Source organism: Brevibacillus sp. SKDU10 (genome assembly GCF_001645205.1).
Lineage (GTDB): Bacteria > Bacillota > Bacilli > Brevibacillales > Brevibacillaceae > Brevibacillus_B > Brevibacillus_B halotolerans.
In genome coordinates this window covers 1-4,353 of sequence record NZ_LSSO01000039.1, presented here as the reverse complement: position 1 = coordinate 4,353, position 4,353 = coordinate 1, and the positions used below count along the sequence as shown (strand labels likewise).

The window sequence follows — 4,353 nt, the reverse complement described above, 5'->3', positions numbered from 1 at the left end:
CTATAACTTCAATCGTTGCCGTCGCTTTCCCTTTTTGCCCCTGCTCATTTACAATCGTTAAGGTTATCGTGTAGGTTCCATTCTGTTTGAATGTAAATTGAGCCTGATCTACGGAATAACTCCCTTTATGCTGGTCCCCTGAGCCATTCCACTCAAAATGAAGTATGGGTGAATGCCTACTATAACTTGATGTAAAGTTAACGGATTCCCCAGTCTTAATTCGCGAAAAGAATGGTGTAATGGTTACCACGAATGGCGGTGGCGGCGGTGGATCGGGAGGTATTGGCGGAAGCGTGATGTTTCCATCTTTTAAAATCCCGAGTCCTGCTGGACGAAAAGGAGTTCCAGGCCGTTTCGTCATGGGGGAAATTCCCTCTACCAAATAGTAGGAATAGATTAGATATTTATGATTTCCGTCTACATCGCAGTATTGATCGGCTACAGCTAATTCATCACCATTCATTATAGTTAAGGGGGATACAAAAATAACATGTCGTAGCGTTCCATGAGCTCCATCTTCAGGATGAATCAGCATAGCTTTAGATGCATGTGCTTTTTCACTATATCTGGAAGGGTTGAATTGATACTTGTATAGCTCTTGCATATAGCTGTTCCAAGCCCGTGGATGTTTTTCTTTCTTCTTAGTTTCACGCAAAGGAGGCATACTATTAGGTGGAACATTCCAAGAAAAATAATAGGATTGATAACGTGCACCGTACTTTGTTCTTTTAACCATGACAGAGTCGATTCCGTTACTCGCATGGACTGGATATTCCTTTAAAATAGGCAGCAAGGTATCTTGCCCGTTAGCATCGTCGTAATCATCATAGTTAAATGCGGCAGAAGCTCTTAGTGCATTATCTACGCTAGCACCCTTTTTACTTAAAGCAGACCCCGCGAACAAAGCTGCAGGCTTGCCACCCTTATCTGTATAAATAGTAAAATCCAGCCATACGCGGGCTGATACAGGAGAATAAGCATTCACCCCAGCAGTACTCTGAATCTCTATTGTAATCGTGCTCTTAGCATCAATTCCAAAAACATCATACTCTCCTAGGTACTCTGCATCCGCTTTTTTATCAACGGGTTTTTGATAGCCGGTTGTATTAAAAACACCTATCTCTACCCCTTCAACAGATACCTTTACAAGCTCACCTTCATCTCCATTTACATCTCCAGATAACCAAACTTTGACCTTTGATCCCTTCGAATTCATAGGATTATTGGATACAATGGTCATCCTTTTCCGAGTGGCCTGGTCCAGCTCGAAGACAAGCTCTCGCTTCAACACTTCCTCTGTCTCGCCTTCTACATCAAAATCCCCCATATAAAGAGGAATAGCCGGTACCGCATTACTATTCCAAACAGGTGCGGTATCAGAAGTAATGATAAACATCAGTGATTTACCATCCACAAAGCCTTTAACAAACACGTTGCTATCGCTCCACCAATTGGTGTATTTAACATGCAATCCATGGATATCACCAATGCTCTCTAGCTGTGGAATGCGGGTTCTCGAAGTAACAATTGGAGACTGATAAAATTGCGGATATTGCTCTGTAACCTTGTAATGCAAGGCTTGTGACTTGGCCTGTAATCCCCACATCGCGGCCTGAAGCTCTACATCCAGTGCAACTCTTTGGAACTCTTTTGGATCTTGCCAGCCTACGATCATATTTCCGCCTAAAATAAATTTATCAAGCTGATAGAAATACAACGTGTGCCGTTCATACAGGTCTTCTTCCTCCACTTTTTTTATTGCCCAAGAAAAAATGCCTGTATCATGTGGCATAAGCTGCGTACCCCAATCTGCAGATGGATGATAAACAGCGAAAGGTACTCTCTCACCTGTGTTATAAATTTCTTCTTTTACCTTTCCAAGTACCGCCATCCCAAACAAATTTCCAGAGATGTTTCGTACGATATAGTGTTTAGCGACGTAAAACTCAAACTCATCTGAGCCCTCTATCTCACTGTAGTAAATGGCAGCTTGGCCCTGTACACCTGGCTCGAATTCAATTCGTAAACCGCCATCTGCCTTCTCCAAAACGCTATAATACGTACTAGGCATCAATTCTCCATCCAAATAAATATAAAAATCATCTGGATATGCTAGCTTGGGAATATCGACATAGGGGCGAGCCAAAGGTAAAAAGAAACGAACAATCGTTGGTTTGGTCAGTCGCGATGCATACACTACTTTGTGAAATTCAGCTTCCTTCCTCCAACCATTTGCTATACATAGATCAGCGAGGCCTTCAAGTAAATGTTTTTCAGTCAGCATAACATCAAGCCAAGGGTGAGCATTAGGCATATAATCTCCTCCCTTCCTACCTAAGCATTTGGTAATTTACCCAAATAAATTTATTTTTTCCAGCCTCATTAAAAAATTCAAAATAGAATGTACTCCCTGCCTTACATGGTATAAGAGCTGTTAAATACATTCCCTCAGGTAAATCCTTTGTATAGATGTTCTTGCAAATCAATTGATTGTTTACGTAAAAATTCCAAAAATCCTTTGCTTCATAATGGGAAGACCCAACAGCAATGGAAAGTAGTTCACTATCCTCAGTAATAGCTAAAGTATGATCTATCTTGCCAAGACCTTTGGAGGTAAGAATGATCCCCTCAATATAAGGAGTTGTTTTCGTTGGCATAAAAGGCGGATCGAGCCTTCCGCCAACTACATAACTAGCAAAATTAGCACCACTTGCCAACACCTACACCGCCCTTACATAGTCAAGTTGAAGACTCTTAAACAAACCGTTTTCTCGAATAATGCTGCCCTGAATCGCTTTAAATGCTTGAATGTCCGTCTCCTCCTCCAGCTCCTCATTTACAATGGAGGATTGCTCTACTTCGATTAAAAAACCCGTGATCATTAAGCTTTCATCACGTTCAAGACTAAGCTTTTCAATTGTCCCATTGTCATATGTATAAATAACGGTAGTAACCAGTGATGGATGTGATGCCAATTCTCGCAATGCCTCAACACTCACAACCTCAGGCTCCCTCTGGCTCTGGACAATGGTTAAATCATCCCCCCCTGCGTATAGCCCCCCTTTTTTCAGCTCTCTTCTAATCAGGTCTATAATGGGGAAAACTTCATTTGCGTTTGTAAAGTTACGATTGAACATTATCAACACCTCAGCTTCTATTTCAATATAAGAAAAAGCAAGGAACAGTTATCGTTTGATACGTAAACTTTCCTTGCTTTTTTATGGAGATGTAGAAAAAATACAAGAACGCTAAAGTTTTTGGCTATTTAGACTGTGGCAAAGAGTGCCAGGTTAGTTCCAAAAAGTTAACCATGCCGCTTTCATTGCCAACAAGCCTGTTTCCTTTAATCAGATAGTAGCCCGCTGTGTACGTATTCTCATCATAAACGTAACAGCCATCTAGCAATTCAATAAATGGATTGCCCTTCACCACTACATTTTTTGTACGTGCTTGACGTTTCATATCAAAGAAAATTTTATTAGCAATCTCTTCCTTCAGACCGCGCATGGTAGCTCCATCCTTTTCCTCAATCCAAGCCATATGCATACCTGCTGTTCGAATATTTCCTTTCGTGGCCACTAATAAACTCTTATCAAAAAAATGCTCAACCAAGCCTGCTGAGCCCGAAATCATCAGGTGATTTCGAATTCGCGAATAGTCTGTAGAGGAGGTCATTTCTAGCAGATTGTTACTATCGACAAACTCCCATTTCGCTGAATCCATTATTTGCCATCGGGGGGCATCGAGGAAAGAGAGACGTTTTACATGAAAGGTTCCATATCGGTCACAGTAGGCTCTGTAGGGCATATCTTGCAGCAATGACTGAATAGCATCTGCCGCTCTGGTTCCTGGCTGAAAGGTAACAGACGCAACAAATGGATTTTGCCAGCCTCCCACTGTTTTCACACTTTCCTGAGTAACTGCTTCTAATTCAGTTGTCTTTTTATTAAATTTCATAAAGGTGTTCTTCCCTTTATTTACATCAATATAGACTGTATCCTCAATTTCATAATCCGGGTATTTGGTGTCTTCATAATGAACCCGCCAATTGCTTAATCCAGCAGTCACTGCGATATCTTCAACAATACTAGATTTTAGCCAAGCATATGCGCCACCATCACCTGCATACGCTTCTTCTGGCGGATAGGTCATCGGTTTGTAAAAGACAAATTCTTCAAGCATATCGTACCGATCAACACAATGAAAGGTGATCGTTTTAGCCTCGGCGTCCTCTTCAATTTCACCCTTAATCAGTCCTGTAAAAATGCGAACCACATCTTCTCCATAGCCAGCATAGATTCGAATAGGCGTCGCTTCACTAATAACATGGCGCATCTCGCCTTCCTCCCAATA

At 41.5% G+C, this 4,353-nt stretch carries 3 protein-coding genes and 1 pseudogene; all 4 read right to left on the bottom strand.

All coding sequences use genetic code 11. The annotated features are described in order from the left end of the window. A partial coding sequence (locus tag AYJ08_RS03690; RefSeq protein WP_064016637.1) for a PKD domain-containing protein occupies positions 1 to 2,314 on the bottom strand: 2,314 nt, incomplete at its 3' end. Positions 2,315 to 2,330: 16 nt separating this feature from the next. Further along, positions 2,331 to 2,717 (bottom strand): hypothetical protein, encoded by a 387-nt coding sequence (locus tag AYJ08_RS03685; RefSeq protein ID WP_064016638.1) that lies wholly within the window; start codon positions 2,715 to 2,717, stop codon positions 2,331 to 2,333. 3 nt (positions 2,718 to 2,720) lie between these two features. After that, positions 2,721 to 3,137 (bottom strand): hypothetical protein, encoded by a 417-nt coding sequence (locus AYJ08_RS03680; protein ID WP_064016636.1) that lies wholly within the window; start codon positions 3,135 to 3,137, stop codon positions 2,721 to 2,723. A gap of 124 nt (positions 3,138 to 3,261) precedes the next feature. Continuing rightward, positions 3,262 to 4,353: pseudogene (locus tag AYJ08_RS03675) on the bottom strand (peptidoglycan DD-metalloendopeptidase family protein); the annotation flags it as partial.